Consider the following 26720-nt stretch of genomic DNA (forward strand, 5'->3'; position numbering starts at 1 on the left):
CTTCTTATCGATTACCATTTTGGAAAATGAAAAAACATTTTCGCCAAAATACGAATCTCAGTTAGGCCTCTACAGCTTGTTTGTACTCCTTCTTATCGATTACCATTTTGGAAAATGAAAAAACATTTTCGCCAAAATACGAATCTCAGTTAGGCCTCTACAGCTGGTTTATACTCCTTCTTATCGATTATCATTTTGGAAAATGAAAAAACATTTTCGCCAAAATACGAATCTCAGTTAGGCCTCTACAGCTGGTTTGTACTCCTTCTTATCGATTACCATTTTGGCGATAATCTCTCTTAAGATTTCAGAAGTACCACCTCCAATAGGACCTAATCTACTGTCTCTAAAAAGTCTAGCCAAAGGATATTCTTCCATATACCCATAACCTCCTAATAACTGTAGACATTTATAGATAACTTCATCAGCTATTTTTGTAGATAATAATTTAGACATGCTAGCTTCCTTAACTACATACTGACCATCATTTAATCTTTTGGCAATAGAATAATTGAATTCTTTACACATTTCAACTTCACTAGCCATATCTGCTACCGAATGTCTAAGTGCTTGAAACTTATCAATGGTTCTTCCAAAAGCCTCACGCTCTCCCATGTATTGTATAGCATAATCCAGAGCAAACTCCGCTCTAGCATGTGCATTAATCCCCATAATTAATCTTTCTAACGCAAAATGTTGCATGATGTAGGAAAAACCTTTATCCTCATCACCCATCAGGTTTGCTAACGGGATTTTTACATTATCAAAAGCAATTTCTCCAGTATCAGAAGCTCTCCAACCGAGTTTATCTAATTTAGTTGCCGAAATTCCAGGAGTATCTCGATCCATTATAAAGATACTAATCCCTTTATTTCCTAATTCTGGAGAAGTTTTAGCAGCAACCACCAAGTAGTCACTATACACTCCATTGGTAATAAATGTTTTTGATCCATTAATTATATAGGAATCTCCATCTTTTACAGCTGTGGTTCTCATACCCGCTACATCAGAACCTCCGAATGGCTCTGAAATGCATAAGCATCCTATTTTTTCTCCTGAAATACTAGGTCTTAGATAGGCTTCTTTTATTCTAGCATCACCTTCTTTATTTACATGAGTCATCGCCAGATACACATGAGCCCACATTGCTGCAGCAAAACCACCTGAATTGATTTTCTGTAATTCTTCTAAAAATATAACTGTATAAAAAAGATCTAGTCCCAATCCTCCATACTCTTCAGGATAGGCAATACCAAAATACCCCATTTCGCCAAATTTCTCCCAAATAAAGCGTTCGATATCTCCAGTTTTTTCCCACTTCTCAATATGTGGAACTACTTCTTTTTGTAAAAAGTCTTTCAGACTCTCTCTAAATAATTCGTGCTCTTCTGTAAAATACATGTTGTTTAAATGATAACTTTGATTTATATAGCTAACATATCACTGTAAATAGAAGATATTTAAAATTTGCAACCAAATTCACATATTATCAAAATTCACAGCAATTTTTTCCGATTTTTAATTTAATGTCAAATATAATGCTATTCTATCTATTTTTTCTAAAGAAAACCCTTCTATTTTTCCTAATTCCTCAAAATTAGACACACCATTGTTCTCATCTATAAAATCTTTTATTTCCAAAGCGGTTTCAAAGTCGAAATATGGCACCTCCATTAATTGCTTTACCGATGCTTTGTTAATATTGATTTTAGTAATTTTTTTCGGTGTCTTCACAGTATATAGCGATAGTATTTTTTGATATTGATTATCATACAATCCTTTAATATCCTTCAATTGTATATCATTTACAAAACCTTCTAGTCGATCTCGATACTTTATAATTCTTTCCGCAATAAAATCTGGAACTTCTATTTCTTCCTGAAGTTCTTTGGATATAACCAGGTTTAGATCTTTTTTCTGCTCAAAGGACCTTTTGGGATATTTTGATTTATAGGATTTATATTTTTTTGGTGTAATAATCCATTCAGGAAATTTAAATAACGGAGAAATTACTTTTAGTAAAGAGTCGGAGACTCCTGTAACCTTTTTAAAATCTGATGTGGAATTGATCCATTCCCCCTTTTTTCTATATTCATATAGTTTATTAAGCTCCACAGTAGATAACCCCAAAACATACCCTTTATATTCAGTTATAAAATTGGGATTAAAAGGTTTTGATTGATATGATATTTTCTTTTCATCAGCTTCCTTTTTTAACTCATCCAATTGCGACTGGTATTCTGTTAAAGCAACAAAATTAGTTGTTGCATCCCCTTTAGTAGGAAAAAAGTATATCAATAAAATTAGACTAAATATTAATAACGCTAAAAGCAAAATCCCATTCCGGAACCTTTTATGTATCTCGAAATGGGATTTTATAAATTTCATATTTGTAAAAGTCTTATTCTTTAGATGCTTTTATAGCATCAAAATACCTTGTCAATTGTTTCTTAACTACTGGGAATAAGAAATACAATCCTATCATATTTGGAAATACCATCGCAAAAATCATCGCATCTGAAAATGCCCATATAGAATTCATACTAGCAGCAGCACCAATAATAATGAACGTTAAGAACAACAGTTTATATACTAAATCAGCAGTTTTACCTCTACCAAATAAAAACTTCCATGATTGTAATCCATAATATGACCAAGAGATCATGGTAGAAACAGCAAATAACACTACCGCTATCGTTAAAAAGACATTAGAATAAGGTATATACTTAGCAAATGCTTGTGCTGTGATTCCTGCTCCTTCGTATGAAACTCCATCGATTAATACTGATCCACTTCCGTCTCCTCCATATTGAAAAGCTCCTCCAGAGTTAAAAATGATAATTACTAAAGCTGTCATTGTACATATTACTACGGTATCAATAAAAGGCTCTAATAATGCAACCAGTCCTTCTGATGCAGAATATTTTGTTTTTACTGCAGAGTGCGCAATCGAAGCAGAACCCGCTCCTGCTTCATTTGAAAAGGCGGCTCTTTTAAATCCAACTAATAAAACTCCAATAAGTCCTCCAACTCCAATTGCTTTTGGGTTAAATGCCTCGGTTACTATCATTCCAATAGCATCATCAATAAATGAAAAATTACTGAAGATAATATATAAACAAGCTAAGATATACATTACGGCCATCAGCGGAACTACTTTTTCCGTAACAGAAGCAATTCTTTTGATACCACCGATAATAATGATACCTACTAATACTGCTAATATAACTCCGATCACAGTACCCGCTCCTGTACTCTCAAGTCCCATTAATTCTTTTAGAACGATTGTTGCTTGATTGGATTGTGCTGCGTTACCACCTCCGAAAGATCCTCCGATACAAAAGATAGCAAAAATAACGGCTGCAATTTTACCTAATGTAGCAAACCCCTTATCTTTTAATCCTTTACTTAGATAGTACATTGGTCCTCCATATACAGTTCCATCCTCTCCAACATCACGATATTGAACACCAAGCGTACATTCTACAAATTTTGTAGACATTCCGAGTAATCCACAGATAATCATCCAAAAAGTTGCTCCAGGCCCTCCTAATGCGATAGCTAACGCCACACCAGCAATATTACCGTTTCCAACAGTTCCAGAAACTGCAGTTGCTAATGCTTGAAAATGCGAAACTTCTCCTTCTTTACTCTCGTCTCTAATAGTATCTCTAATATCTCCATCGACTCCAGCATCAGGGTCTCCTAAACTATGATTTTCTAGGTCATCATACTTACCTCTAACTACGTTAATTGCTTTACCAAAATATCGAATATTAGGAAATCCAAAATAAATCGTAAAAAACAAAGCACTTAGTACCAATAATATAATTACAAAAGGTGCTCCAGAAAAGACTTCAAAAAATATAACCTTTGAGAAAAAGTCAGATACAGGTTGAAACGCCTCATCTATTTTTTGATCCAGACCTTTTTCTGCTGTCTCTTGTGCAAAAGTTAAAAATGGAATTGTTATTGCTAAAATTGAAAGAAGAATTCTCTTCATAATGTGTGAGTTAATTGAATTTAATTTTTTAGAAGTGAGCAAGATGCTAAAAAAAACAATTGTTTACAATAATTTAACGGTTAAATCTTAGGTAATCATCTAAATATTAAATTCTTTATTTAGTTGATTTACTTGTTCCGGTCGCCCTAAAACAACAACCTTAGAACCGGGCTTTAGCACAGTGTCAGCTTCAGGGTTAACGATATATTCACCTTCAGGAGATTTATAACCAATGATAGTGCATCCTGTTCTAGATCTCATTGCTATTTCTCTGATAGTCCTTTCCTTATTATCATCAAACAAATCTTCAAATGAAACTTCTTCGATATTTATGGATCGCTTACCAACAATAGATAAATTATCTAAAAACTCAATCAAATCTGGGACTACTACTAGCGATGCCATATGATCACCTCCTATTCTATCTGGCATGATTACATTATCTGCTCCTGCCAATCTTATTTTTTTATAAGACGCATCTTGCGATGCTCTACTAATAATCTTAAGATCCTTATTTATTTGTCTAGCGGATAATACAATGAACAAATTATCCGCATCTTCGGGCAATGTACAAATTAGACATGATGCTTTTTTTATTTGTGCTTCTATCAACACGCTATCTTCGGTAGCATTTCCTTCTAAAAAGAAACGTTCATCACTCTGATATTTTTCGATAACCGCTTTATCATTTTCAATAATTAAGAATGGTTTATTGTATGCCGATAATTTATCAGCAGCTTGCTTACCATTACGTCCATATCCAACAATAATGATATGATTTTCTAATTTACTAATCATTTTTTGCAGTTTTCTATATTGCACTCTTTCGGGATCACTCTTCCCGACGATATATTCGGTAATTACAGATAAAGAATATCCTAATATTAAAGCACTTGTAGTTATTAAAAATACGGTAAACAACTTTGCTGTATCGTCCAGTGGTTGTACTTCGCCAAAACCTACAGTAGATACCGTAATGACAGTCATATACAAGGCATCTGTCCATGAATAATCTGAAAAAAAACGAAAACCTAGTACTCCAACAGCTATAACCGTTACTAGTAGTGTTAAGGCTATATATATTTTAGACCCAAACCTTTTGAACATACTTATAAATCAAATACTGAAGTTCTTTTTGTATATACCAAATCTTTTATTTTTAACCAAAAAGCCATATTCAGGTATATTACAAAACCTAACCCTGCAGTTGCGAAGGTTAAATAAATAAAAAACAGTCGTACATTTTTTGCACGCATTCCAAAACGATCTGCTAGTCTGCTTGAAACATAAAAACCGTTTCTTTCTAAAAATTGTCTTAGATTATAAAGCATAATGCAAAATAATTATATTCTCTTTAATTACCTCTTCTATTCAACAAATAATTACCAATAGCACATTTTAAGCAGGCTTTTTGGTTACAATAATTCATCTTTAAATGAATCATCGCCTGAGAATGCAAAGCATCTTCCATAGGTACTTGTAATGATATAAATTTGTTGACAATGGTATTTCTTTCATAAGGCAATTGTGATATTAAACTAAAAATATCTTCTTCTCTATCATACCCCAACTTTTTAGCATACAAAAATTTAAGTGGAATTACCGTATTAATTAAAATTAGATGGATAAAAGACTTTGTCAACTTCTTGTTTCTAAAGGTAGATTCTTTATCAAAAGTATAATGTGTTTTCCAAAAATCAGTAGCACTTACATCAAATAACTCGTAGAATGTTGTAAGAGTATTAGTTTTTATGATTTCACTAAAAAGTTGTTTATTCTTTACATAAAGGTTCGCTAGCTGCGATATGCGAATAGTTGGAAAGTTTGATGGTCTTAATCCATAGAAATAAAAAGGAGATACACCATGATTTTTTAGAGTGTATTTATGCTTCAGGAATTCATATTTTTTGACTAATCTTTGTTGATAAGGGTTATCAGATTTGTCATCTAATAGATTTGCTTGACCGAATAACAAAGCTTCCATATTTTCAACATCCTCACTACATTTTCTTACTATTTTAAACTCAAAAGAATTAGCGAGACTTAGAAAAGCATCGTTGTTAACATTCAATCCAAAACTTCTTGCCAATAATTTAAAAAGTACTGCTTCCCAGTCATTAGAAGAAGAGATCAACAGTTTATGAATTAGTTTAGATTTCTGTTCTAATCTTTCTATATATAATCGCTCTTGCCAGTTTGCTATTGTAAAAGCAGAAACTTCGGGCAATAACTTTTCGCATTGTATCCAATTGGACTCTTTATGAAGAAAAAATTTTCTAAACTTATGTAATAAATCTTTTTCTGTATAATCTTTTAATTGTAGGGTTGGTATTTTGGAGTTATCTCTTCTAAAAACTTCTACATCATGTTCCCAAACTACGTGTAAGATCACATTATCATATGCTGGATCTATCTCATGATGATGCACATACCAATCACTTGATTTTAAATGAATTTCTACATTTCCTGCCCATTTTTGATGATCAATAATTATTTGTGAATTAAAAAAGTCCGGACCAGATCTAGTAAGATTATGATCTCCTACCCTTTGTATGACCAATCTCTGGGAATCAGTGGTGAGAAGTTGTAAAAAATCTATTTTTTTATATTTCCAGAGATAATGCAGAAAATCTTCATTCATAAGAGTAACAATTTTAATATACTGATCAAAAACATCTAGTGTGTTCCTATCATATTGTGTTTCTGGAAACCGAATTGTTACCTCTAATTAGTGAATAGTTAAAATATTCACACAACTATTGCTTATTGTTTTAGAACTTTGAAAATTAATGACCTAGATGGCATTTTACCCAAAAACTGGAATAATTCCCTAAAAAAATTACTCTTTTCACATAGAAATAGTGCTATTTTCTCCATTTTATTCTTAAAAAAGCCTTAAAAACAGTAAAAATGTACTATTGGTAAGATTTTATGTATTAATGGAAATTATTTCAACGTTATCATTTCTTTACTTTGTTCTAACAAAAGGGAAGAAAATTTTTCAAAAACATATATAAAGATTTTAAAATCCTAAGCTTAGTTGAGTTTGTGTTAGGTTATAGATGGTTGTCAGATGGCAACCATCTTTATTTTATATATGAAATAAATGATTTAAAGTATTTTAAATTTGGATATCAGGATATATATCAAATTTATTGAAAAACGCTTTTTTGAATTTTGAGGAATTAGAGTAATTAAGATTATCCATAACTTCTTTAATCGATAGTCTTTCGGTAAAAATCATATTATACGAGCTTTCTAATTTTTTATTGTTAAAAAACTCTAATGGAGTCTGGTTATGAATCTCCTTAAACATATTAAAGAAATTAGTTCTACTCATATGTGCCATGGAGGCTAAATGATCCACACCTACAAAAGGCTCGTGTAAATTATCTTCTAAATAAGTACTTACCTTATATATATTACCTACCTGTGTACTATTAATATTAAATGGATTACTTTCTGTTTCCCACATAAGAACATCCTTCCAGAACGTCTCTAATAACCGAATACCTCTGGCAATAAAAAACAGGTAGTTTTCTACCTTATTTATATTCGGAGAAACAATTTGATCAAACAAAATTGATTGTTTGTAAGACAGATAAAACTTATTGATATGTTGATGAGAATGTCGGATATACTGATCCATCTTTTCAGCCATATCATTGTTTTTAAGGAAATATGGTTTTGTGTACTTACTTTTTAGAACAATCATAATAGATTTTACAACTGCTCCTTTGTTAATATACACTCTTTCGCCTTGTTGAGAATTCATACACCTCATATTACCAGGTGTATATCCATCGGAATAGGAGCTTATGATTTCATTTTTCTTTATCTGATGATCTAAGGAATACTTTCTAAAATGGAGGATAATATCTTTTTCTTCAATAGGTTCTCTTACATATTCGATATCCACATGAGCTTTATAGTTATTTATAAAAAGGAATACCTCTGGTGAGATTTTATAATAACAAAGATATCCCTCACCGATATGTGGTGGAAAATAAATACGATCTGAAGTTCCCTCAGGATCTAATTGGGATCTAAAGTAGTTCCTTAATACATCTATATCAGAAAAGTCAAATGAATATTTTTGCATAACCCTTCGATTTTATACGATTCTTCTTCTTAAAGATCCCATTTTCGACAAAAAGTTGCGTTAAATAATTCTTTAATCAGAATAAAGTATAAAAACAACCCCTGTATTAGCTATTAAAACTAATAAAGGGGAAACCTTTAATGATATAAATATAAATAATTTATTTTATATTGCTGATCACATCATATTTCGTAATGATATGATACTTACCGTTTTCAAGTTCAACTAGTACCGCAGGATTACCATTTTTGATCATTCCAGAAATTTCATCTAAAGAGGTTGTAGCTTTTACTATTGGAAAAGGATCCTTCATAACATCTTTAATCGGTGTGTCTGCACTATTCTTATCTTCTAAAAAAGCAGAAAACAATGCACTTTCGTCTACTGACCCTACAAAACCTTCACTATCCGTTACAGGAATTTGCGATATCTGAAACTTACGCATACGCTCTATTGCATGAGAAACTAGCTCCTCGGTTTTTACTGTTACCAACGGTTTATCAATATGGTTCTTTACCAAATCTACGGCTGTAGAAACTTCTTCTTCTAAGAATCCGCGTTCTCTCATCCAATCATCATTAAACATCTTACCTACGTATCTACTTCCGTGATCATGGAAAAGTACAACTACTACATCATCTTTTGTAAAATGATCTTTTAGTTGCAGTAACCCTTTTATAGCGGCTCCCGCACTGTTACCAAGAAACATTCCTTCTTCTTTTGCCAACCGTTGTGTATATACAGCTGCATCTTTATCTGTTACCTTAGTAAATCCATCGATAATAGAAAAATCGACATTTTTTGGTAAAATATCTTCTCCGATACCTTCTGTGATATAGGAATATATTTCATTTTCATCAAATATACCTGTCTCATGATACTTTTTAAAAACAGATCCATATGTATCAATTCCCCAAACTTTTACATTAGGATTTTGCTCTTTTAAATATTTTCCAACACCTGAAATAGTTCCTCCAGTTCCAACTCCAACAATAAAATGAGTTACTTTACCATCCGTTTGTTCCCAAATTTCTGGTCCTGTACTTTCATAATGTGCTTTTGCATTCGAAGGATTATCATATTGATTAACATACCAAGAGTTCGGAGTTTCTTCTGCTAATCGTTTAGACACTGAATAGTAAGATCTTGGATCTTCTGGTTCTACGTTAGTAGGACAAACCATTACTTTAGCACCAACAGCTCTTAGAATGTCCATTTTTTCTTTGGACTGTTTATCTGCCATTACGCATACCAACTTATATCCTTTTACAATGGCAGCTAGGGCTAGTCCCATCCCTGTATTTCCTGATGTACCTTCTATGATGGTTCCTCCAGGTTTTAATCTTCCATCTGCTTCAGCGTCTTCTATCATTTTTAACGCCATTCGATCTTTTACAGAATTTCCTGGGTTAAACGTTTCATATTTAGCTAATACCAAAGCATCTACATCTTCAACTAAAGCATTCATTTTTACCATTGGAGTATTTCCAATAGTTTCTAAGATATTATTTGCGTACTTCACAAGCTTACTAATTTATATAGTCTTAATATATGTTTTTTATGCCGTGCAAAGATACGAATACAAAGCTATTTAGTAATGGTAAGATTTAGTATTTCATATTACTGAAAACGAATCGCTTTAGAAGGAGAGATCTTCGCAATTACATAAGAAGGTATCAGCAACATTAATAAACATAAAATCATAGTTCCGATATTAAGCAACAGTATATACCCAATATTGATATAAACTGGAGCTGTACTAACATAATATGTTGCCGGATTAAGACCAATAATCCCATAATGCTTCTGCAAGAAAAGCAAGCCAATTCCTATGAGATTTCCCCAAAACAAACCAATTAGTATTAGATAACCAGCATTATATAAGAACACTTTTCTAATGGACCAATCATTAGAACCCAATGATTTAAGTATACCAATCATTGATGTTCTTTCTAGAATTAAAACCAACAATGCTGTGATCATATTAATTCCTGCAACTAGTATAATAATACTAATAATACCAATAATATTAAGATCAAATAACTTTAACCATTCAAAAATGCTTCCATATTTTAATGTGATCGTAACAGCTTCTAAATCGGAAGGTATATTTTCAAAAATCTGTAATCCTTTTCTATCAATTTGATTAAAATCGTCTATAAACACTTCGAAACCTCCAACTTCTCCATCTTTCCATTTATTCATTTTTTGGATGTGCCTAATATCTGCTAGAATAAACTTCTCATCAAATTCCTGAAAACCTGAATCATAAATACCTACAATTTCAAATGCTCTAATATTAGCAGGTATTTTAGAACTAGAGTTTTTCTTTAAAAAAACAGTATTTGCCTTATCGCCTATCCCTAAACCTAATCGGGAAGCTGTATATGCTGAAATCAGTATCTGATTATTTCTTGGATCTGTAAAATCCGGTAGGGTACCTTCTATAATATATTCCTTAAAGTAAGACCAATCATAATCTTCACCAACACCCTTAACTACTACTCCTTCAAAATCGTTCTCTGTCCTTATTAAACCACCTTTTGTAGCAAATACCTGAACATGCTTAATTCCTGTTACATCCGTGAAATTGGGATAAAAATGTTGCTCTTTCTTAATTGGTATCAAGGATTCCAAGCTATTGTTATTATCATAACTCGTAATAATCACATGTCCATTAAATGCGGCAACTTTTTCTCTAATTTTACGTTGTAATCCTATACCAGTGGCAACGGTAATTAACATCATGATCATTCCTATGGCAATCGCAAATATTGCAATTTTTATGATCGTAGATGAGATGCTACTTTTATGTTCCTTACCTTTGATAAGGCGTTTGGCAATAAAATATTCGAAATTCAATGTTACTTATGGTTTTAATAAGAAATACATTCAAAAATACGTTTTTATTCCTTTTTATTCTGTTTATTTCTTGTGGAAGCGGAACAAAACCTTCTTCTACTCCATCACAAGAGGATGAAAAATCGATCATAAATCAAAAAAGTGTAATTGCAGAAACTCATATCCAAGATTCTCTAGATGTTCTTACACCAGTAATAATAGGGGCAAATCAGACTGATTTATATATCCCATTATTACAAAACAAAAAGGTAGCTATCGTTGGGAATCAAACTTCTGTAATTTTTAAATACCCAAATTTAAAACCTCTGTTACAAACGGAGGAAGTTGCTCCGAACTCATTAAGCCAATACACACATTTGGTAGATTCTCTACTAGCACGAAAAATTGATATACAAAAGGTATTTGCCCCAGAACATGGGTTTAGAGGTAAGGCGGATGCTGGAGAATTGGTTGCAGATGAAAAAGATATAAAAACAGGGTTACCTATTATCTCTCTACATGGTAAAGACAAAAAACCATCAGCTTCGTCACTTAAAGATCTGGATATTGTAGTGTTTGATATCCAAGATGTAGGAGCTCGTTTTTATACCTATATTTCTACATTACATTACGTAATGCAAGCTTGTGCAGAGAATAATATTCCTTTGTTAATATTGGATCGCCCTAATCCTAATGGTCATTATATCGATGGTCCTACATTAAAACCAGAACATAGTAGTTTTTTAGGAGTTCATCCCATTCCATTAGTTCACGGAATGACTATAGGAGAATATGCTAAAATGGTCAATGGTGAAGGTTGGTTAGGAAGTGATCTAAAATGTAAATTAGATATTATCCCAGTTAAAAACTATACACATCAAACCTACTATAGTTTGGCCATAAGACCGTCTCCAAATTTACCAAACGATCGATCCATAAATCTATACCCAAGTCTAGGTTTTTTTGAAGGCACTACTATCAATGCAGGAAGAGGTACAGAAATGCAATTTCAGATTTTTGGATCACCAGATTTTCCAATAGAGCAATATGACTTTGCGTATACGCCACAACCCAATTTTGGTGCCAAATATCCTAAGCATAAAGGAGAGGTATGCTATGGAAAAGACCTTAGAGAAACAGAAAGATTATCCAGTATTCGATTACAATGGCTTATCGATGCTTACCGTAATTCTAAGAACAAAGAAGGCTTTTTTAATACCAAGTCATTCACCTCTCATGCCGGAACTAAAGACCTGCAAGAACAAATTATCCAAGGGTATACAGAACAGGAAATCAAAAAAACGTGGAGAAAAGATCTCGAAAGCTTTAAAAAAATCAGAGCACAATATCTACTTTATAAATAACCCCGAATTAAGATGCTAAGACCCCTGTTTTCAGGGATATCGGAAACTTCCGAAATTAATACCTTTGAGTACTCTTGGGCTTACATTTTTAAAATCAAATCTTGGGTTATTTTTAGAGTAACAAATGAAACCTGTTCGCAATAACATACTAGTCTTTTTAAGAAGTACTATAGCAATTCTTCTGCTATTACTAAGCTTTAAAGCTCATAGTCAAATCGATACAAAACGAACTTTCCCGTATCCCAACAAAACTGAAAAAGCAATTGTAGATGAACTTAGAGTATTGGCAAATACTCCTGAAAAACGCTCAGAAAGTTATGTAAGAGCTCATCAAGAATTCAAAAAACCTGGAGTCAAAAGCAACAGATTTAAAGCTGATCTAAGTTTAATTTTATGCTCTTATTTCAGAAGTATCTCCAAAATTGATTCCATCAAGTACTATGCTAATAAAATCTTAGAACTTAATGAATTTGAAAATGACACACTAAAGAACAATATTCATGGACTTGCATACTTCACACTTGGCCAAGCAAATAGTTACACAGGCTTAAACAAGAAAGGAAGGAAGTGGTTTTTGAAAGGGATTGAAATTTCTCAACAATATAATGACGAAAAAGTTTATTATGTAAATGCATTTGGCTTAGCAGGTTCCTTCTTGAGTTCTCATGAATATGATCAAGCGCTAGAACTTTACAAAAAATGTCAGCAATTCAAAAAGAATGAAGAAATGGTATTTGGTTCTATCGTTAATATTGCTAACATTTATGGATATAAAGAAGAATATGGTAAAACTATAGAATATCTAGAAAAAGGAAGAGAACTTTGTATAAAAGCTGATAGAAAGAGTTGTATTGGAACAATCTCTGTCAATCTTGGTATTACTTACAAAAAACTTGGTAATTACCAGAAATCTTTAGCCTCTTTTGATAATGCTTTAGCGATAGCAAAAGCAAACAACTTTGATAGAATGCAAATTTACGGTGGTGTAGAAAAGGGTCGTTTGTTAAGTGAACTGAACAGAAATCAGGAAGCAGAGGATTTATTACTCAATACCTTGGAAATTGCAACAAGAATAGGTTTTCTAAATGAACAGGAACGAATATATTACAGATTAAGAGAAATAGCTGTTGCCCAAAATGATTTTAAAAAAGCATTAGATTATCATGAACAATATGATAAAATAAATGACTCTACAAGAGCTCTTGATAAAGATAAAGAGATAAGTGAATTGGAAGTAAAATACAAAACGCTTCAAAAAGAAAAAGAAATAAAGTTTTTACAAATTGAAAATACTAATAAGAAGCTCGAATTAGCCAATCGAGAAGAAGCTATTAGTAATCTTAAACTAAAACAAGAAATCGAGAAGAAAGAGAATGAGCTTCTTAGAAAAGAAAACGAAAACAAATTACTTTCCTTTCAAAATACTACAGAAAAAGCATTAAATGATAATATCATTCTTAAAAAAAATCAGGAACTAAAAGATGCTGAACTAAAAATTCAACAAGATGAAATTAGCAGACAAAAAACATTCAAAAACATCATTTTATATTCCTTTTTAATCTTACTTATTCCTGTAATTGGATTATTAATTACGTATTACCAAAAAATTAAGGTACAGAGTGAATTAAGTCAAAAACAAAAAGAAATAAACGAAGAAAAAATTTCATCACTATTAAAAGATCAAGAATTACAGGTAATAAAAGCCGCTGTAGAAGGACAGGATAAAGAGCGTAAACGTATCGCTCAAGAGTTACATGATAGTATTGGTGGAAATTTAGCTGCTATTAAGCTCCGCTTAAATAATTCTTATGATAATCATAATGGAGTACTAAAAGGAATCAATGCACAAATTGATGATACCTATGAATTGGTGCGTGACATTTCTCATGATCTCATTCCAAAAAAGTTTACTAAAAATAATTTTTGTGACGTATTAGAGGAGTATATTAGTAATATCGAAGGAGCAAGTAATTTAAAAACCTCGTTTCATGCATATCCCCGAAAAAACATAGATAGTCTGAACGAAAACTTGCAAGTAGAAGCTTTCAAGATCATACAGGAGTTAGTAACTAATAGTATCAAACATGCAAAGGGTTCTATTATCGAATTGCAATTAAATCTAGTTAAAGACGAACTCAATATCCTTTTTGAAGACGATGGTGTCGGTTTTGATGTGGATAAAAAAGTAGAAGGTATTGGATTTAGAAATATAAAAAGCAGATTAAAAAAAATAAATGGTACCATTGATATCGATTCGCGATTAAAAAGAGGTACCATCATTAATATAGAAATAACCAACGTAAACAATACGATACATGAAATACAACCTAATTATAGCTGATGACCATAAAATGTTTTTAGATGGGTTATTAAGTATTCTAAATTCCGAGAATGATTACAATATTCTTTTAACTGCAAAAAATGGTAAACATATTGCAAAATATGTAGAGATCAATCCCGACGAAAAAATTGATTTGATTATTACAGATATTACAATGCCAGAAATGGATGGTATTGCGCTAAACAAAATTGTAAAAGAAAGAAATAGAAATATTAAAACTTTGGTTGTTAGTATGCACAATAATCCTGATATGATTGATACGCTTATCGAGCATGATGTAGATGGATATGTGCCTAAAAATGCAGAAAAAGAAGAGTTACTAAAAGCAATACAAACTATCCTTAATGGAGAAAAGTATTTTTCTAGAGAAATCAAGGATATTTATATGGAGAATAAGTTCTCTAAAAAGAAAGATGAAGAAGTGAAACTTACACAAAGAGAAATTGATGTGATTACTTTAATTGCTCAGGAATTTACTACTCAAGAAATTGCGGACAAATTATTCTTAAGTAAACATACCATAGAAAGTTATCGAAAAAATTTAATCGCTAAATTAAATGTAAGAAACCTTGCTGGTCTTACTAAATATGCTTTAAAAATGAAGTATATAGAGCATTAAGAGACCTCGGATTACCATATATCTTCCTATACATAGAACAAACAACAACTAATTAATTTTAGGAGATAAATTTTAGTAAAAGCGTGTTTTGTAAATTCTTTACAAAACACGCTTTTTTTTAAATCAATCGTATTTCTAGACGTATTCTCACTGTTTTCAGGGTACTCATTTTCACCAGAAAAGGTGTTTCTAAGGGTGTATTTAAGTGACATCTTTGTACTGTAGTTTTTGATAAACAACAAATCAAATTTTACCAAAATAAACTAATTACTAACCCTATAAAACCATAAGACATGATCTGGGGAATCTCATTAATTTTATTAAGTATTTTAGCAGTACCATCATTATTACTTTCCAAAAAACCAAATGCAAAGGAACTTTTAGAAAAAATTGAACCATATCAAGGATGGATTGGGTTTATATTCTGTTTCTGGGGAGTTTGGGGAATTATTTCAGCAATTTTAAATCTAGGTTGGCTTACTACCTATCCAATTTGGTGGGTAACATTATTAGCAGGAAATATAATCTCTGCTGCACTAGGGTTTATGTTAGGATTTGGACTTATCAATAAGTTCTTCTTATCAAAAAACGAAGCAGCAAAAGAAAAAGCAGACGAATTAAGAGCAAAGCTTGCTCCTAAACAAGGAAAATTAGGAGTATTTGGACTTATCGTTGGAGGATGGATGATAGTGGCATCATTCCTTTTCTTCACGTAATATGTTAGTTAGTTGAAGAATGGAGGGAGAAATGAACATTGAACCGTTGTATTCTCTCTCCCATTCTAATCAAAAAATCAATAAACAAAATACTCTATAACCACTAACATAAACCAAGAACGTCATGATTATATTCGGGACCAGTTCTTCCACAATAAATCCATCGAAATTAGATGGCGGCCATTGTCCTTTTTGCAAGACAGAAAATCAAATGTGGGTGCAAGGATACAGAAAATATTTCCATGTGTTTTGGATTCCTTTTTTTCCTCTTTGGAAGAAACTATATGTAGTCTGTAGTCATTGCAAAGGAGCCTTTGAAAAACAAGAGATCACTAGCGAAAAGCTTATCTCCAATTTTGAAGAATTCGAAAAAAACAAAGTCAAAATCCCGTGGTATCATTTCACAGGTATTATCATCTTTTTATTACTAATCACATCGATTTCAGTAATACCATTTTTAAACTAAATAAATTATCAAATCACACAAATTATTAAATTATGAAAACAAAAATTTTATTTCTTTTAAGCATTATTGTACTTGGAACTACGTCAACAATAGAAGCACAAAAGCTTAAGAAATTTGGAAGCTCTATTGAGAAAAAAGTTGGACCAAAAACAATTAAAGTTCCGTATACGGATGTTGTATCATACCTTGGATACGCTGCTCCAGGAAATGAGGATGAAGTAAAAGACGGAAAGAAATTTTATTACATATATGTTTGGGTTCCTGCTGTTGCTCCAGAACTAGGAGTAAGAATGATGTCTCCAGTAGGGAAAGCTAAAACTAAAAATCCTATAAAATCTGAAGCATATACAAAGAATGCTAAATCAAAGGATTATTTTGACACATATATTACGTTAGAAAGATCAGACATTATTAGCGCTGACAATATCAGCCAAGATGCTGTGGATAGTGCAAATTGGGTAGTACTAGAACGTAATGATGATAGCGGAGAAATGCCAAAACAACCAAGTGGTAGTTCTTACAACTCTCTGTTAAGATACAAAAGTGACATCAACGATCCTTTAAAAGCACTTACCGTTGGATTATACAGAATCGGTTTTACTACCTACAAAACTGGTGAAGTAAAGGGTACTTTCTTAGCAGAAGTTGCAGCACCTGTAAAACTTCCTGGTGTAGTAATGGCTAAAACGATCAAAGATCTAAAAGCAGGAATGAGCAAATAATTTTCTTTTAATAGAGATGAATGAGATAGTTATTCCTTAGGCTAATCAAATTATTGGAATAGCTATCTCTATCTCCATAATAGCAACTAGCTCTCTTTCTTGAAAACATCATAAACTATTTTACAAAATGACAGATAAAACCGATAAAGATGATAACAAAGAGAAAAGTCTGCTAGATGACATATTAGGCAATGCAATTTCTTCTACCAACAAATTTGACGAAGCTACTGCCGGACTTGAAACCAAAAAATGTAAAAGCTGTGGAGCAGCAAGACCTAGCGATACTGATCTTCAATACTGCGATTTCTGTGGAAACCAGTTTTATTAAAAAATTATAACCTAAAAACTCTACCATGTCTTTTATTGCCACACAACAAAGATGGGACACATTCTTAGCCAAAATAAAAGGTCGTTTTTATGAGGTACTGAATAAAACAGAAGCAGCATTACCGCTACTATTTGAGGCTACGGACTTCGAAACTATTACTTTTCAAAATGCCTGGCAGGGGATATATTCGCAGGCTTCTGATCTGATTTATAAAATAGAAAACACTTGGTTTGATAAGGTAGAACAAACATTTTTAGATCTTAATATAGATTATGACACTTCTAGGTTTATTCAGGAACGTAACAAAGGATTTCAATTGCAGCATGAATTACAGCAAGAATTGAAATCTTATGAAGTACGAATTTTTGCGGATGCTGCAAAAAAATTAGTATCTCAGGCAAAAGAAACCTTATCCAAAGATTTTTGTTGTACACAATGTCAAGCCAAACTACCAATTAGAGATAATTTCTTTCGATCGTATTACACCACTTGTGATTATTGCCAGACAGTAAACACATTCGAACCAGGAACAAAAGCGAGAAATGTAGAACACTTTGCAATTAATGCATTGGGAGAAGAAGCTGCGTTAGAACATTATCTAAAATATGAACATCTAAAGTTCCAGAACTATCTATCAGATAGAGACATTTTTAGCAAAGATGAATTAATAATTCCATACCGCAAATACATAGAAACCTATCTAAAAAAACGTATCGAAGTAATTCCCGATTATGAGGAACGATATGAGAAGGATCTCAGTGCGAAAATGTCATTTATAATTGATTATTCATAATTCGAAAAAAAGGAAAACATATGTCAAATTCATTTAGAAATCAATTACGTTCGGTAATCGAATGGAACAATCCAAAACCAGATACTCTTTTTGAGAAATGGACTCAGGATGGAGATGAAATAAAAAATGCCTCCAAACTTATTGTAGGTCCGGGACAAGGATGCCTTTTTGTGTACGAGGGAAAAGTAGAAGGCTATTTTGAAGAAGAAGGGCTGTATGATCTTAAAACTGGAAACATTCCTTTTTGGACAACTATTAAGAATATCATGTATAAATTTGAATCTGCTCATAAAGTAGGTATCTATTTTTATCGAAAAGCAGAAATGCAAAACATTAGATGGGGAACCCCATCACCTATTACCTATAAAGATCCAGTATATAATTTTCCTGTTGGCTTAGGCGCTTTTGGAAACTTTTCATTTAAAATCACTAAAGCAGTGGATTTTTTCTCTAATGTAATTGCTGGTGAGGATTATTATCCGGTAAGATCCATTCAAAAGGTAATTTTATCCAGAATCACTCAGCCAATTAGTGATTTTCTTGCCAAGGCTTCTTTTAGTTACATCGATATCGACAAACACCGAAATGAAATTGCTGAATTTTCCAGAAACTCCTGTGAATCTATTTTCAATGATTTAGGATTTCAACTACTTGATTTCAGAATCGAAGGAACCAATTTCGATGAAGATACCAAAACAAGAATCGGCAGAATAGCAGATATGAGTGCAGAAGCACAAGCAATGAGAGAGCTTGGAGTAAGTTATCAGGATTATCAACAGCTTGAAGCGCTAAAAAACATGGCAAAAAATGAAGGTGGAGGAAATTTAGGAATGCAAATGGGTGCTGGTTTAGGAATGGGGCAAATGATGGGTAATATGATGCACAACCAAAATCAACAACCTCAGCAATCACAGCAACCATATCAACCACAAAATAACCCTCCTGTATCTACTCCAAACCCAGATGATCCTATTCAAAAACTCGAAAAACTAAAAAAGATGTTCGAAGCAGGACTTATCGATGAGCAAGAGTACAAACAAAAAAAACAAGAGATCTTATCTCAATTTTAATTCACCACAAATTTAAAAACCAAATACAATGAGTAATTTACATAAATTCACAGATCACGATAAAACAGAACAAGGTCAAAAGGCTATTGCATTAGGAATAAAAAATAAGCAATCCTCAGCAGAGAATAGCTACGATTATACGGTACAAGAAGCTGCAGATTTTAGCTGGCCTGATATTGATCCTGATCAAATCGGGCATATAGAACCTTGGTTATGTTATAGTAAAAACAATGACGGAACTACAGGAGGATGGGTAGATCTAAATCAATATGCCAATGGTCAGGAAAGAAAATTAAATGCTTGTTTACAAACTCTTGGTTATCCCGAAGCTTTAAACACTACTACAGATAGAGCAAGAGAAATATTAGATGAAATCAATAACAATGACAACTTTGAAGAAATTGCCGCTCAATATGGTTTTAAAAGTAACGAGCATTTTTCTTTAGAAGATCATGTAGCGTCTTCGTTAATAAAAATTGAAAAAGCCGAAGGAAAAGCCTACGATGCTGCTGATGACTTCCTAAAAGAACAAAAAGCTAAGCTAGACGCGCAGATGGACGCTCATATCGAAGCTGCTGAGGCTGGAGGCTTATTAGATCCTATTAATGGAATTGATATGGAAACCTGGGCTGCAGCCAATGCCAAAATTGCAGGTGGAATGGATTTAGAAGAAGTACTGAAAGTTGTAGGAACTGAAAAGCCAATCTGGGATGAAGTTTCTGCAGAATGGACAGCAAGAATGTCCCAGGATACAACTTTTGCTATTTCAAAAGTTTATGGAGATGCTTTCATGAACTCTAACATTGGTAAATTTGCCGCTGCTGAAACTAATGAAGCATCGGATACTACAAGCTCAAGTAGTAGTAGTTCGTTAGATAATGTAATGGAAGATTTTGATTTATACATAAAAATTATGTGTCACCAAAATATGGGCGCTACTCAAGGAAAAGATGCGGTTTCTATTCTTAATGAATACGGGCTTAATGTGAACGATTGGAGTACTATAGGCGCACAATGGACTACCAAAATGGCTACAGATACAAGACTCGCCTTAAAAATGGGAGAGTTAATGGAAAAATATAACGCAGAATTTGCAACTGCAGGAGCAGGAGATGATATTGATTTTTAGGATTTTTCTTTTTAGATGAGGAATGACCCGATGGACATCAATAATTCCATGACATTAGATTTAGATAAGACAACGATGAAAATCGGGTCATTTATATAATTAAAAACCTATATCATAAAAACTGTTAATTCCAAAATGAAATCTCTCTTTCTATTTGCCTTATGTTGTGTCTCTATAATGCATTCTCAAATGAGTGAACCAAACAAAGATGTAAAAAAGCTGCTCAATAGTGGTAGGAATCATATAATAAGTTTGGCCATAAAAGAACTAAAAAGGCAAGAACAGACAACAATAAGTAAAGAGGATTTCCATTTTATATCGGTAAAAGCTAGTAATCAAAGAGTACTAGTGCAATTCGGATACAATGTAATATACCTTCCAAAAAATACTGCTTATTATTCTGATATCATTGTAGAATTACCTTCAGGCATTATCACTAAAAACATTGAAAGTAATGATACGGCATATTCATCTTTCTATTTACCAACACATAAAGATCTGAAAATTATAAATGAGATTTTGAATCCTGATAGCACTAATATTGATGTTTTCAAAAAAGGAATTGTCTATCCTTTAACCACAATCAAAGAAATGGAAAACAGCTATTTAGTAGTTTTTTCCTCGCGAGATCCCTACTTAGGTGGTGTGTTTAGCGAAGAAGAAATAGATAAAAAAACTGGAGAAGTAATCTCATCAATAAACGGTCATTATGAACCCGCTCCAATCCTACCAGATGATGATAAGCATAAAGAAGAGTTTATTGAAATAACCAATTAAAAATGAAAACCAAAAATTTAGTCTCAATAAAGAGCAACCTAAAACTTACCTGCTTTTTTATATTCATTTTTAACACTTTGGTATTTCCCCAAAGCAACAATCATATTGATACATCTATGAATCAAGGAGAGATAGAAAAATTTTTGAGCATAGAAATATATGGTGAAAAAGGTAGTAATATTAAGGTTCGATTAAATGATATTCCAGTATGTGAGCTTTTGATTGAAAATAAAGAAGGGTACGGAAACGCTTTTACGCTAGCTAACTATTATGCAATTCCAAATATCAATACAGTTTCGGTATATCCATTATCGAAAAAAGGATCCGCGACTATTCGTTTAGCAACTTATAAGAAAGGTGAAATTACAGGAGAGAATAATGGTAAAACTTTACTAAAAATAAACATTAAAAATGATGACACGCCTGTTCATAAGCAAGTGACATTGCCTTCTAATTTAAAAAAGTGGTCATGGATGGATACAGATATAATCACAGATAAAAGCAGTAAAGAAGAAGCCATTGCTTTTGCAAAATCATTTTATAAAACTATGGAAGAAGGGAATATAAATGCAATGGTTACTGCCGCAGATCCCATTATAGAATATGAAGTCTTGTCTAAACCAGAAATTTCTAAGGAAGATCTCATTAACGAATGGATTAAAGGTTTAAAAATGGTTTTTACAGATCAAAACATATATGATAATATTGATTCCATATCTATCCGATTGACTCCTGTAGCCAATGGAAAACTATTAGAAGTTACGAGAGACGATGGAAGTTGGTTATTTAGAACATCAGAGAAGAACGAATTTCCAGTAGGCTTTAAGAGTATAATAGGGCGTAAAAACGGAGTTTGGAAATTCTATCATTAGTAATAATTACGTAAAACATAAATTCATACTCAATTAAATAATTCAAAACTATGTGGCAACATCTAATAGAAAAGCAAGATCCAATGTCAATTAGAGAACATCTAAGTTTTATGACCAAAAATAAAGAAGACGAAGAAATTCTTGATCTTATTATAGCGCAATTTTTAAAAGCTGAAATAAGTAATGATCAACTATTACTTACATTTCAGCATAAAGAATACGAGGATGAAGAAGTAATATTAGAATGTAATGCACCATTTGAAACTGAAAAAGGTCCAAAATCTTGGATTGAAGTTGCGAAAATTCATAATGGAATATCTTGGGAATCATTAGGTGGAGGATATCTTGGGTTTAATGGTATTCAAACAGGAGGATCCGCAATCGAACAAAGTTGGGAGTATTACTTTTTGGAAGAAGCCGAAGAAGAAAATGAAGAATTCATTACATCACTAAAGGATAGTGGTTATGGTATTGAAGATACTGAAGGCGTTATCGATTATGGCCAAAACTGGGTTATTGCCCATCCAGGAAAAATGAACCAATTAGGAGAGCCAACTCTATATTTTGTATCACATGGAGATTGTGAAGCTGTACTTATTGAAGAAGCACAAAACTTAGAAATGGGACAAGTTTTGCTAAGAGTTATTGCAGAGTACATTTTGGATGCCGATTATTTTTCTGAAACGTATAATTAGAAATGAACACTCTAAAAAAAACATGTTTTCTAATTCATGTAATACTATTAGGGAGTTCTATATACGCACAAAAAATATCCTCTCATGAGAAATCACTAGAAATGAAATATGGAACCGTAATCGAAGTCAAAACGGATGAAACGATTATTTTCAAAGATAATTTATCCCTTACTTTGGAATCTTTTTCGCATAAAACTTCGCTTAAAGGTATTACAAAAGCATCTGCAAACATCACATTAAGGCGAAAACAAGAAGAGATATTACAATTCTTATCTGTATATAGTAATGATCATCTAAAATCTGAAGAAGAATTAAATTCGTTTGAATATACTAAAGTAATAGAGCAAAAAGATGGAACTTCGGTCTCGGTAACTTCCCATAATAATGCTCGATTTATCTTTTGGAAGGGTTACCAAATTCAATTAAAAGAGTTTGAATATGACCGATTTATTAAAATTATAATTACCAAAATCCAATAATAAATAACTATATTATTTTAATCTAAGCACGTCTATTACTTTTGTGCTCCAAAGGCATGATAGCTTTCATTTTTTCTACAATATTATAGGCTGCAGGGCAAATTGCCACATTTTGCATAGTTAAATTAGAAATCTGATAAAACTTTTTCCGATCCGTATGCGGAAACTCTTTACAAGCCTTAGGTCTTACATCATAAATCAAACAATAATTATCTGCCGCTAAAAAAGCACAAGGTGTTTGTTGTAGTACAAAATCTCCATCCTCATCCTTTCTAAGATATTGCTCCTCGAACTGATGTGATTTCATTTTTAAATGCTTCGCTATCCTATCCACATCAATATCAGTAAAAAGAGGACCTGTTGTCTTACAACAATTAGCACACTCTAAGCAATCTGTTTTTTGAAACTCTTCATCATGTAGATCTTGCATAAAACGATCTAAATGCTTTGGTGGTTTCTTTTTTAATTTGGCAAAATACTTTTTATTCTCGTTCTGCTTATCTTTGGCGAGTTCTGGTAATTGATCTATGAATTCTTGCATAGTGCAAAATTACAAATTATGAACAACGAATTTTGAATTCAGAACTACAATCATGAGTAAAGATATTTTTGGAGAAGCGATCAAAGACTTTTATCATAATGAATATAAAGAGGATATCGTAGTACAAGCTCCAGACTTCGATGATGATATCATTCCTATACCGTACTTATTCAGATCCTATGAGGAAATGCCGCTAATAGAACAAAAAGCATTAGACCTCGTTGATGGAGAAGTTCTTGATGTAGGTTGTGGTGCAGGAAGTCATAGCTTGTACCTTCAGGAACATAAAAAACTCAAGGTTCATGCGATTGACATTTCTGAAGGAGCTATAGAAATTTGCAAAAAAAGAGGGATTCAAACAGCAAGTGTTCAAGATGTTTTAAAGCTTCAAAAAAAACAATATGACACACTTTTGTTTTTAATGAACGGTAGTGGAATTATAGGAAAATTAAGTAATATTGATCGGTTTTTCACTCATCTCAAAACATTACTTAAACCAAATGGCCAGATTTTAATGGATTCCTCGGATATTTCTTATCTATTCGCAGAAGAAGATGGTAGTTTTTGGATAGATGCATCCAAAGGATATTATGGAGAAATGCAATACAAAATGAACTATAAAAACCATTCATCTGATTGGTTTGATTGGTTATATATAGATTACAATACCCTACAAAACGCTGCTAACTCTAATGGATTATTATGTGAACTGATACTAGAAGGAGAAAGTAATGATTATCTAGCAAAACTTACTATGGCAACTGATAGCCTTTAGATTTCAACTTCTTCACGGTTTCCTGATATAAGTCCCTACTCCATTGTTCACTAACCTCAGCAACCATAGTACGTAAAGAATTACTTTGATTTTGGACTTTTTGGCCAACTTCAGAAGTAAAGAAATCAGACAACTCAACTTTCTGACTATCGCTAAGTTTTGACCTGTCTTTTACCATTTGCTGACCCGTCTCCGATTCATAAAAACGTATTAATTGCTTGATATCTTCATGAGTGAAATTACTGCGATAGGCAGATACTAATAAAGATTTGATATTATTTAATGATTCTTTCTTATCTCCTCTTACTTCTTCCCAAACGGTATCTGGAACTTGCTGTGCGCTATACTGTTGTTTTAGTAATGTAAACATCTGATCAATTGCTATATCATATTGCTGCTCCGTTCCGTTTAAAGAAAAGTATCTCATAGCATCTTCGTGGTATGATCTTTGTGCAAAATTTGCAGTAACTGTTAAAAATAAAGTTAAAACAAAAACTAAATATCTCATAAATTCGTTTATTTACTAACTACCTCTAGAAAATCATATTTTATGCAAATTACAAAATTCTTAAGCATTCTTTTGTTTTTATCTTTTATAGTTGTCGGATGTTCTGACGATGATGAAAACACTTTTGTACCTAATGGAGAAACAAGTAATACTCGGCCTTTAGGAACCTCTGCGAACGATCTCCTAAGTGACACTAACTTTAGAGGATTAACGGTAGAAATTGTATCGGTAGAAGGATTTGCACCAACTTCTACTGCTGTAAATACTTTTAGAAATTTTTTAGAAGATAGATTATTTAAACCAGATGGTATTACCATCAATCAACGAACAGTAGCTTCTTCAGGGTTATCCCCTTTTAACATTGAAAAAATTAGAGAGATAGAAACAGCAGAAAGAACTGCTTTTAATGCAGGTGATGAAATTACAGTATATATTTATTTTGCAGATGGCACCAGTGATACCGATAATGGCAATAGAGTAACCTTAGGAGCTGCTTATTTAAACACCTCTATAGTAATCTACGAAAGTACGCTAAGAAACCTAAGCAGTAATCCAAATGCTCCTATGCTTTCCACCATAGAAGCTGCTACTCTTAATCACGAATTTGCACATTTATTAGGATTGGTAAATATTGGAACTCCTTTACAATCGCCCCATGAAAACACAGTATCAAGAGGACATTGTAATGTGGCAAGCTGTTTAATGGAAGCGGCCATAGAATTCGAAACAGGTATGATGGGACTAATAGGAAATAGTGTTCCTACTTTAGATCCTTTATGCATAGCAGATTTACAAGCCAATGGAGGAAGGTAATAACTAACCCTAGCTTCTACTTTCCCAATAAAACGAATCCATTTTTAATCAAAATATCTTTTGTTACACAATAATGAAATTTAAAAAATTAAAACTTTTCACTACACAATTATCTTCCGAATTAAAATTTTATACAGAAACTTTAGGTTTCGAATTGCTACATTCTAATCCAACATCGTTTACGGTTAAAATAGGCTGGAGTGAACTAACTTTCGAAAAATCAGAAACATCTTATACGTATCATTATTGTTTTCTCATTCCTGCGAATCATTTACTTACTGCATTGGAATGGATGGAAAAAAGAACAGAAGTTATTGATATTGAAAATGGTAGAAAAACGCAAAATTTCGAATCCTGGAACGCTGATTCCTTTTACTTCTATGATGCAAGTGGAAATATTGCTGAATTTATAGTTCGATATGATTTAAAAAATGATGATCAGTCTACTTTCGACATTTCTAAAGTTCTAGGCATTAATGAAATGGGAATGCCTACCAATAATGTAAGGAAAATAAATGAGCAATTAGAACGTGAGTTAAATACTGAATTTTGGAAAGGAGATATTGATAGATTTGGCACCAATGGTTCTCAGGAAGGAATCTTATTACTGCCAAACTATGAGGTGAAAGATATTTGGTTTCCTACGGATTTAAAAATAGAACCAAACCCATTTGAAGCTGTTATTCAACATGGGACTACAACTTCTCGATTATCTTATAAAAATGAGGAATTAAGCATAACACCTTTCTCATTATAGAAAAAGGTG

General features: G+C 32.4%; 28 protein-coding genes. 17 read left to right on the top strand and 11 right to left on the bottom strand.

Annotated features, from left to right (window positions below; translation table 11 throughout):
- Positions 1–237: 237 nt before the first annotated feature.
- From Q1A73_RS21490 to Q1A73_RS21530, 9 genes are all read right to left on the bottom strand, one after another.
- On the bottom strand, positions 238–1401 hold the full coding sequence (locus Q1A73_RS21490) for an acyl-CoA dehydrogenase family protein (protein ID WP_299610001.1): 1164 nt from the start codon (positions 1399–1401) through the stop codon (positions 238–240).
- 117 nt (positions 1402–1518) lie between these two features.
- The gene (locus Q1A73_RS21495; RefSeq protein ID WP_299610003.1) at positions 1519–2298 is read right to left on the bottom strand and encodes a helix-hairpin-helix domain-containing protein; all 780 of its coding nucleotides are present in this window, start codon (positions 2296–2298) and stop codon (positions 1519–1521) included.
- A 103-nt stretch (positions 2299–2401) separates the two neighbouring features.
- Positions 2402–4003, bottom strand: a complete 1602-nt coding sequence (locus tag Q1A73_RS21500; protein WP_299610006.1) for an alanine/glycine:cation symporter family protein — start codon at positions 4001–4003, stop codon at positions 2402–2404.
- Positions 4004–4102: 99 nt separating this feature from the next.
- The gene (locus Q1A73_RS21505; RefSeq protein WP_299610009.1) at positions 4103–5110 is read right to left on the bottom strand and encodes a potassium channel protein; all 1008 of its coding nucleotides are present in this window, start codon (positions 5108–5110) and stop codon (positions 4103–4105) included.
- A 2-nt stretch (positions 5111–5112) separates the two neighbouring features.
- Positions 5113–5334: a PspC domain-containing protein gene (locus Q1A73_RS21510; protein ID WP_299610011.1), complete on the bottom strand. Its 222-nt coding sequence runs from the start codon at positions 5332–5334 to the stop codon at positions 5113–5115.
- Between the two features lie 23 nt (positions 5335–5357).
- On the bottom strand, positions 5358–6644 hold the full coding sequence (locus tag Q1A73_RS21515) for a DUF2851 family protein (RefSeq protein ID WP_299610013.1): 1287 nt from the start codon (positions 6642–6644) through the stop codon (positions 5358–5360).
- Positions 6645–7124: 480 nt separating this feature from the next.
- Positions 7125–8105 carry an AraC family transcriptional regulator gene (locus tag Q1A73_RS21520; RefSeq protein ID WP_299610015.1) on the bottom strand — a complete coding sequence of 327 codons (981 nt, stop codon included), beginning with the start codon at positions 8103–8105 and terminating at the stop codon, positions 7125–7127.
- A 160-nt stretch (positions 8106–8265) separates the two neighbouring features.
- Positions 8266–9627, bottom strand: a complete 1362-nt coding sequence (locus tag Q1A73_RS21525; protein WP_299610018.1) for a pyridoxal-phosphate dependent enzyme — start codon at positions 9625–9627, stop codon at positions 8266–8268.
- A gap of 98 nt (positions 9628–9725) precedes the next feature.
- A complete protein-coding gene (locus tag Q1A73_RS21530; RefSeq protein WP_299610021.1) occupies positions 9726–10967 on the bottom strand; it encodes an FtsX-like permease family protein in 1242 nt (413 codons plus the stop codon).
- Between the two features lie 8 nt (positions 10968–10975).
- Here Q1A73_RS21530 and Q1A73_RS21535 point away from each other — a divergent pair, with 8 nt between their 5' ends.
- From Q1A73_RS21535 to Q1A73_RS21600, 14 genes are all read left to right on the top strand, one after another.
- Positions 10976–12310 carry a DUF1343 domain-containing protein gene (locus Q1A73_RS21535; RefSeq protein WP_299610024.1) on the top strand — a complete coding sequence of 445 codons (1335 nt, stop codon included), beginning with the start codon at positions 10976–10978 and terminating at the stop codon, positions 12308–12310.
- 124 nt (positions 12311–12434) lie between these two features.
- Positions 12435–14651, top strand: a complete 2217-nt coding sequence (locus Q1A73_RS21540; RefSeq protein ID WP_299610027.1) for an ATP-binding protein — start codon at positions 12435–12437, stop codon at positions 14649–14651.
- On the top strand, positions 14626–15270 hold the full coding sequence (locus tag Q1A73_RS21545) for a response regulator transcription factor (RefSeq protein ID WP_299610029.1): 645 nt from the start codon (positions 14626–14628) through the stop codon (positions 15268–15270). The genes Q1A73_RS21540 and Q1A73_RS21545 overlap by 26 nt, the downstream gene beginning before the upstream one ends.
- A gap of 293 nt (positions 15271–15563) precedes the next feature.
- Positions 15564–15986, top strand: coding sequence for a hypothetical protein (locus tag Q1A73_RS21550; RefSeq protein ID WP_299610031.1), 423 nt, complete (start codon positions 15564–15566; stop codon positions 15984–15986).
- Positions 15987–16110: 124 nt separating this feature from the next.
- Entirely contained in the window at positions 16111–16452 is a 342-nt protein-coding gene (locus Q1A73_RS21555; protein ID WP_299610033.1) for a zinc-ribbon domain-containing protein, read from the top strand.
- Between the two features lie 32 nt (positions 16453–16484).
- A complete protein-coding gene (locus Q1A73_RS21560) occupies positions 16485–17174 on the top strand; it encodes a Lipl32 family lipoprotein (RefSeq protein ID WP_299610036.1) in 690 nt (229 codons plus the stop codon).
- A 127-nt stretch (positions 17175–17301) separates the two neighbouring features.
- Entirely contained in the window at positions 17302–17502 is a 201-nt protein-coding gene (locus Q1A73_RS21565) for a hypothetical protein (RefSeq protein ID WP_299610039.1), read from the top strand.
- 25 nt (positions 17503–17527) lie between these two features.
- Positions 17528–18295, top strand: a complete 768-nt coding sequence (locus Q1A73_RS21570; protein ID WP_299610041.1) for a hypothetical protein — start codon at positions 17528–17530, stop codon at positions 18293–18295.
- A 20-nt stretch (positions 18296–18315) separates the two neighbouring features.
- The gene (locus Q1A73_RS21575) at positions 18316–19365 is read left to right on the top strand and encodes an SPFH domain-containing protein (RefSeq protein ID WP_299610043.1); all 1050 of its coding nucleotides are present in this window, start codon (positions 18316–18318) and stop codon (positions 19363–19365) included.
- 28 nt (positions 19366–19393) lie between these two features.
- Entirely contained in the window at positions 19394–20494 is a 1101-nt protein-coding gene (locus tag Q1A73_RS21580) for a DUF6620 family protein (protein ID WP_299610046.1), read from the top strand.
- 189 nt (positions 20495–20683) lie between these two features.
- Positions 20684–21271 (top strand): hypothetical protein, encoded by a 588-nt coding sequence (locus Q1A73_RS21585; protein WP_299610049.1) that lies wholly within the window; start codon positions 20684–20686, stop codon positions 21269–21271.
- A 2-nt stretch (positions 21272–21273) separates the two neighbouring features.
- Entirely contained in the window at positions 21274–22143 is an 870-nt protein-coding gene (locus Q1A73_RS21590; RefSeq protein WP_299610052.1) for a hypothetical protein, read from the top strand.
- Positions 22144–22193: 50 nt separating this feature from the next.
- Positions 22194–22838: a hypothetical protein gene (locus Q1A73_RS21595; protein ID WP_299610054.1), complete on the top strand. Its 645-nt coding sequence runs from the start codon at positions 22194–22196 to the stop codon at positions 22836–22838.
- A 2-nt stretch (positions 22839–22840) separates the two neighbouring features.
- Positions 22841–23317, top strand: coding sequence for a hypothetical protein (locus Q1A73_RS21600; protein ID WP_299610055.1), 477 nt, complete (start codon positions 22841–22843; stop codon positions 23315–23317).
- 22 nt (positions 23318–23339) lie between these two features.
- On the opposite strand, the gene Q1A73_RS21605 is transcribed toward Q1A73_RS21600, so the two are convergent.
- Positions 23340–23858, bottom strand: coding sequence for a YkgJ family cysteine cluster protein (locus Q1A73_RS21605; protein WP_299610056.1), 519 nt, complete (start codon positions 23856–23858; stop codon positions 23340–23342).
- Positions 23859–23910: 52 nt separating this feature from the next.
- On the opposite strand from Q1A73_RS21605, the gene Q1A73_RS21610 reads away from it, so the two are divergent.
- Positions 23911–24633 (top strand): class I SAM-dependent methyltransferase, encoded by a 723-nt coding sequence (locus Q1A73_RS21610; RefSeq protein WP_299610059.1) that lies wholly within the window; start codon positions 23911–23913, stop codon positions 24631–24633.
- Here Q1A73_RS21610 and Q1A73_RS21615 read toward each other — a convergent pair.
- Complete coding sequence (locus tag Q1A73_RS21615; protein WP_299610061.1) at positions 24611–25141, bottom strand: DUF2059 domain-containing protein; 531 nt, start codon at positions 25139–25141, stop codon at positions 24611–24613. The genes Q1A73_RS21610 and Q1A73_RS21615 overlap by 23 nt on opposite strands.
- A gap of 42 nt (positions 25142–25183) precedes the next feature.
- Between Q1A73_RS21615 and Q1A73_RS21620 the strand changes: the two genes are divergently transcribed.
- Both Q1A73_RS21620 and Q1A73_RS21625 read left to right on the top strand, forming a co-directional pair.
- Complete coding sequence (locus tag Q1A73_RS21620) at positions 25184–25954, top strand: hypothetical protein (protein ID WP_299610064.1); 771 nt, start codon at positions 25184–25186, stop codon at positions 25952–25954.
- A gap of 73 nt (positions 25955–26027) precedes the next feature.
- Positions 26028–26711, top strand: a complete 684-nt coding sequence (locus Q1A73_RS21625) for a glyoxalase (protein WP_299610066.1) — start codon at positions 26028–26030, stop codon at positions 26709–26711.
- Positions 26712–26720 lie beyond the last annotated feature (9 nt).

Source organism: uncultured Aquimarina sp. (assembly GCF_947492115.1).
Taxonomy (GTDB): Bacteria; Bacteroidota; Bacteroidia; order Flavobacteriales; family Flavobacteriaceae; genus Aquimarina.

Coding starts and splice junctions, on each gene's coding strand:
- Q1A73_RS21600 (WP_299610055.1), top strand. CDS start 22,841: ATGAACACTCTAAAAAAAACATGTTTTCTAATTCATGTAATACTATTA.
- Q1A73_RS21490 (WP_299610001.1), bottom strand. CDS start 1,401: ATGTATTTTACAGAAGAGCACGAATTATTTAGAGAGAGTCTGAAAGAC.
- Q1A73_RS21610 (WP_299610059.1), top strand. CDS start 23,911: ATGAGTAAAGATATTTTTGGAGAAGCGATCAAAGACTTTTATCATAAT.
- Q1A73_RS21515 (WP_299610013.1), bottom strand. CDS start 6,644: ATGAATGAAGATTTTCTGCATTATCTCTGGAAATATAAAAAAATAGAT.
- Q1A73_RS21625 (WP_299610066.1), top strand. CDS start 26,028: ATGAAATTTAAAAAATTAAAACTTTTCACTACACAATTATCTTCCGAA.
- Q1A73_RS21545 (WP_299610029.1), top strand. CDS start 14,626: ATGAAATACAACCTAATTATAGCTGATGACCATAAAATGTTTTTAGAT.
- Q1A73_RS21565 (WP_299610039.1), top strand. CDS start 17,302: ATGACAGATAAAACCGATAAAGATGATAACAAAGAGAAAAGTCTGCTA.
- Q1A73_RS21590 (WP_299610052.1), top strand. CDS start 21,274: ATGAAAACCAAAAATTTAGTCTCAATAAAGAGCAACCTAAAACTTACC.
- Q1A73_RS21540 (WP_299610027.1), top strand. CDS start 12,435: ATGAAACCTGTTCGCAATAACATACTAGTCTTTTTAAGAAGTACTATA.
- Q1A73_RS21575 (WP_299610043.1), top strand. CDS start 18,316: ATGTCAAATTCATTTAGAAATCAATTACGTTCGGTAATCGAATGGAAC.
- Q1A73_RS21510 (WP_299610011.1), bottom strand. CDS start 5,334: ATGCTTTATAATCTAAGACAATTTTTAGAAAGAAACGGTTTTTATGTT.
- Q1A73_RS21615 (WP_299610061.1), bottom strand. CDS start 25,141: ATGAGATATTTAGTTTTTGTTTTAACTTTATTTTTAACAGTTACTGCA.
- Q1A73_RS21570 (WP_299610041.1), top strand. CDS start 17,528: ATGTCTTTTATTGCCACACAACAAAGATGGGACACATTCTTAGCCAAA.
- Q1A73_RS21605 (WP_299610056.1), bottom strand. CDS start 23,858: ATGCAAGAATTCATAGATCAATTACCAGAACTCGCCAAAGATAAGCAG.
- Q1A73_RS21500 (WP_299610006.1), bottom strand. CDS start 4,003: ATGAAGAGAATTCTTCTTTCAATTTTAGCAATAACAATTCCATTTTTA.
- Q1A73_RS21595 (WP_299610054.1), top strand. CDS start 22,194: ATGTGGCAACATCTAATAGAAAAGCAAGATCCAATGTCAATTAGAGAA.
- Q1A73_RS21580 (WP_299610046.1), top strand. CDS start 19,394: ATGAGTAATTTACATAAATTCACAGATCACGATAAAACAGAACAAGGT.
- Q1A73_RS21520 (WP_299610015.1), bottom strand. CDS start 8,105: ATGCAAAAATATTCATTTGACTTTTCTGATATAGATGTATTAAGGAAC.
- Q1A73_RS21585 (WP_299610049.1), top strand. CDS start 20,684: ATGAGTGAACCAAACAAAGATGTAAAAAAGCTGCTCAATAGTGGTAGG.
- Q1A73_RS21560 (WP_299610036.1), top strand. CDS start 16,485: ATGAAAACAAAAATTTTATTTCTTTTAAGCATTATTGTACTTGGAACT.
- Q1A73_RS21505 (WP_299610009.1), bottom strand. CDS start 5,110: ATGTTCAAAAGGTTTGGGTCTAAAATATATATAGCCTTAACACTACTA.
- Q1A73_RS21555 (WP_299610033.1), top strand. CDS start 16,111: ATGATTATATTCGGGACCAGTTCTTCCACAATAAATCCATCGAAATTA.
- Q1A73_RS21620 (WP_299610064.1), top strand. CDS start 25,184: ATGCAAATTACAAAATTCTTAAGCATTCTTTTGTTTTTATCTTTTATA.
- Q1A73_RS21535 (WP_299610024.1), top strand. CDS start 10,976: ATGGTTTTAATAAGAAATACATTCAAAAATACGTTTTTATTCCTTTTT.
- Q1A73_RS21550 (WP_299610031.1), top strand. CDS start 15,564: ATGATCTGGGGAATCTCATTAATTTTATTAAGTATTTTAGCAGTACCA.